This is a genomic window from Actinomadura sp. 7K507, assembly GCF_004348425.1.
Taxonomy (GTDB): Bacteria; Actinomycetota; Actinomycetes; order Streptosporangiales; family Streptosporangiaceae; genus Spirillospora.
Window position 1 is genome coordinate 1 of record NZ_SMKK01000434.1, and the last position, 3,370, is coordinate 3,370.

Sequence of the window (3,370 nt, forward strand, 5' to 3'; positions counted from 1 at the left end):
GTGTCATAGTGCGGCGGCCGCGATGGCGGCGCCGATCGCGGCGAGGACGATGATGACGGTGGCCGCGGCGAGGGCGGCGGTGCGGGCGCGGCGGCGGGGTGCGCCCAGCCGTGCGAGGCGATGGGCCAGCCGCGGGTCGTCCTCGCTCAGGCGGACCTCGATCTGCGTGAGGATCCGCTGCTCCTCCATCGACAGCGCCATGCTCATACCTCCGGGGGTCAGGTGCTGTGTTCTTCCCCACGGAGCATGATCGTTATCCCTTCGGGGTGGTGACCGTCACGGCGCGTGCGGGGGCGCTCTGGTGGTGGAGGCGGTCCAGGGCGGTGACGTAGTAGGTGTAGGTGCGGCCGGGTTCGGCGGACGGGTCGATGATGCCGCCGCCGCGGACGTCGGCGATGAGCTGGCCGGGTTCGGCGGGGGCGCAGCCGGCGCGTTCGCCGTCGGCGCGGTAGACGGCGTAGGTGGCGGCGCCCTCGGAGGCCCGCCAGGTGACCTTCACGCCGTCGCCGTGCGGCCGGGCGGTGGTGTCCTGGACGGGCGGGGGCGCCTTGCCGCCGTTGCCCTCGACGGCGGGCCGCAGCGCGGGGCGGCGGTAGTGGTCGTCGCGGAGCCGCTCGGCGAAGCCGCGGCGGTTGCCGGCGATGGAGGAGGCGCTGAAGTACACGTCGCCGCTGACCTGGGGGTGCTTGGCGTTGAGGGTGAGGTGGCGCGACAGTTCGGCGGGGTCGTTCCAGGCGGCGTCCTCGCCGACGCGGTAGGCGCCCTGCCCGATGGTCAGCCGCACGTCGGTGCCCTCGACCTGCCGGGCCCACCAGCCGACGAGCTCGGCGTAGTCGGCGGCGGGGTCGCCGATCGGCCAGTACAGCTGGGGGGTGACGTAGTCGAGCCACCCCTTCTTGATCCATTTGCGGGTGTCGGCGTAGACGTCGTCGTAGCTCTGCAGGGCGCGGGTGTCGGATCCGGCGGGGTCGGTGGTCTTGTTGCGCCACACCCCGAACGGGCTGATGCCGAACTGCACCCAGGGCTTGGCGTCGTGGATCTTGCCGGACAGGTCCTCGACGAGCAGGTCGACGTTGCGGCGCCGCCAGTCGCCCTTGTCCATGCCGTCGCCGCGGGCCTTGTAGGTGGCCTCGTCGGGGAACTCGCCGTCCTCGGGGTAGGGGTAGAAGTAGTCGTCGAAGTGGACGGCGTCGATGTCGTACTTGTTGACGACGTCCATGACGGCCTTGGTGGCCAGTTCCCGCACCTGCGGGATGCCCGGGTCGTACCACAGGCCGCCGCCGTACTCGCGGACCCAGCCGGGGTTCTGCCGCGCGGGGCTCTTGCCGGACAGCTTGTCCAGGTCGTCGTGGCGGGAGATCCGGTAGGGGTTGAACCAGGCGTGGAACTCCAGGTTGCGGGCGTGGGACTCCTTGAGCATGAACTTCAGGACGTCGTAGCCGGGATCCTTGCCCTGCTCGCCGGTGATCCACGTCGACCACGGCTCCAGCGGGGAGTCGTAGAACGCGTCGGATTGGGGGCGGATCTGCACGACCACCGCGTTCATGTTCATCTGCTCGGCGGTGTCCAGGAGGCGGGTGAACTGCTTCTTCTGCTCGGCCGCGGGGGCGCCGGGGTCCTTGGGCCAGTCGATGTTGCCGACGGTGGCGATCCACATGGCGCGCAGCTGCCGCGCCTTGGAGTCGTCGGGTGCGGGGACGCCGGCGCATTCGGCGTGCGCCCCGGCCGGGACGGGCGCGCTGCCGCCGCCGGAGCGCTCGTCGCCGCCGAAGCCGCAGCCGGCCAGCGCCCCCGCCGACATCATCGCCGTGACCGCCGCCGCCATTCGAATCCTGTTTCGCCATGCCATAGCGCGCCCATTGTGACCCACCCGGCGGGATGCTCGGGACGAAACACCGATGCCGGCCCGCCGCCCGCATGATGCCCGGCCGTCCCTTTCGGCGCCACGGCCGCGCGTGTCCTCGCGCGGCTCTCGCCGCCGGGCTCCGTCGCCGGGCTCCGTCGCCGGGCTCCGTCGCCGGGCTGCGTCTGCGGGCTGCGCCGCCGCGGACCGCGGGCGGGGTCAGGCGGCGCCGGGGCGGGCCGAATCCGGGCCGGTGCCGGCCTCGGGGGCGCCGGTCCCGGGGGTGTCGGTGCGGTGGACGGCGAGGCCGGCGCCGCCCGGGGCCAGGTGGGGGCGCAGGACCAGGTCGGTGTCGTAGTCGCCGCCGAGTTCGGCCCGGTAGGGCAGCGGCGCGGCGGTCGGCAGGGCGCGCAGGCGCTCGTCAAGGTGGGCCTCGGCGGCGGCGTGGGCGTCGGGGCCGGCGCGGTCGGCGCTGGGGACGACCAGGGGCGGCAGGACGTCCATGCCGGTGTAGAACAGGGTGCCGTGCAGGAGGGGGAACAGCATGTCGTCGGCGTTGCCGTGGACGCCGCGGGGGCCCAGGCCGGTCGGTCGCGCGCCCGCGGTGGTGATGACCAGGGCCCGGCGGCCGGCCAGGCCGCCGTCGCCGTAGCGCAGGGTGCGGCCGTCGCCGTCGGTGACGCCGAACGCGAAGCCCTGCACGAAGACGCGGTCGAACCAGCCTTTGAGGATGGCGGGCATCCCGAACCACCACAGCGGGAACTGCACGACGAGCGCGTCCGCCCAAGTGATCTTGTCCTGTTCGGCGCGGATGTCGGGGGCCAGCCCGCCGGCGGCGTGGGCGCGTTCGGAGGCGGCGCCGACGATGAGGCGGCCGCGGGGATCGTGGCCGAAGTCGGCGGGCCCGACCAGCGGGTTCCACTCCATCGCGTACAGGTCGGAGTGGCGGACGTGGTGGCCCTGGCGCCGCAGGGTCGCGGCGCCGTGGTCGCGGAGGGCGCCGTTGAGGGAGCGCCGCTCGGGGTGCGCGAAGACCCACAGGACGTTCATTTTCGGATGTTTCCTTTCCGTGTGTCGCGGTCCTTCGATGCTGCCGGGGGGCGGCGCCGCGCACGAGTGGCCGGTAGGCCATGGTGTGCAAGGATCGGGCCATGGTGTTCACGGGCGGCAGGCACCGGGTGGCGGTGCTGGTGCGCGAGGGCGTGCTGCCGATGGAGCTGGGGATCGTCCACCAGCTGTTCGGGAACGCGCGGTCGGCGGGCGGCGCACTGCTGTACGAGGTGGCGTCGTGCGCCGTCGAGCCGGGCGAGGTGGCCACCGACGCCGATTTCACGGTGGCGGTCCCGCACGGGCCTGCGGCTCTGGCCGAGGCCGACACGGTGATCGTTCCGGCGTCGCACGCGCATGACGAGTCGTGCCCGGGCGGCGGGCCGGTCCCGGCGGCGCTGGTGGCGGCGCGGGACCGGGGCGCGCGGGTCGCCTCGATCTGCACGGGCGCGTTCGTGCTGGCGGCGGCGGGGCTGCTGG

At 73.9% G+C, this 3,370-nt stretch carries 4 protein-coding genes; 1 reads left to right on the plus strand and 3 read right to left on the minus strand.

Annotation, left to right across the window (positions count from 1 at the left end):
* Positions 1 to 3 precede the first annotated feature (3 nt).
* The 3 genes from E1285_RS43960 to E1285_RS43970 all read right to left on the minus strand — a co-directional run bounded on the left by E1285_RS43960 (position 4) and on the right by E1285_RS43970 (position 2,893).
* Positions 4 to 201, minus strand: a complete 198-nt coding sequence (locus tag E1285_RS43960) for a DUF3040 domain-containing protein (RefSeq protein WP_132160839.1) — start codon at positions 199 to 201, stop codon at positions 4 to 6.
* Positions 202 to 253: 52 nt separating this feature from the next.
* The gene (locus E1285_RS43965) at positions 254 to 1,825 is read right to left on the minus strand and encodes a family 10 glycosylhydrolase (protein ID WP_132160840.1); all 1,572 of its coding nucleotides are present in this window, start codon (positions 1,823 to 1,825) and stop codon (positions 254 to 256) included.
* Between the two features lie 237 nt (positions 1,826 to 2,062).
* Positions 2,063 to 2,893: an NAD(P)H-dependent oxidoreductase gene (locus E1285_RS43970; protein WP_132160841.1), complete on the minus strand. Its 831-nt coding sequence runs from the start codon at positions 2,891 to 2,893 to the stop codon at positions 2,063 to 2,065.
* A 101-nt stretch (positions 2,894 to 2,994) separates the two neighbouring features.
* Here E1285_RS43970 and E1285_RS43975 point away from each other — a divergent pair.
* Positions 2,995 to 3,370 (plus strand): DJ-1/PfpI family protein (locus tag E1285_RS43975; RefSeq protein WP_207947281.1); only part of this gene is annotated, 376 nt, incomplete at its 3' end.

Bases quoted from the DNA above. Each gene is read 5' to 3' on its own strand.
- E1285_RS43960 (WP_132160839.1), bottom strand. From the start codon at position 201: ATGGCGCTGTCGATGGAGGAGCAGCGGATCCTCACGCAGATCGAGGTC.
- E1285_RS43965 (WP_132160840.1), bottom strand. From the start codon at position 1,825: ATGGCGGCGGCGGTCACGGCGATGATGTCGGCGGGGGCGCTGGCCGGC.
- E1285_RS43970 (WP_132160841.1), bottom strand. From the start codon at position 2,893: ATGAACGTCCTGTGGGTCTTCGCGCACCCCGAGCGGCGCTCCCTCAAC.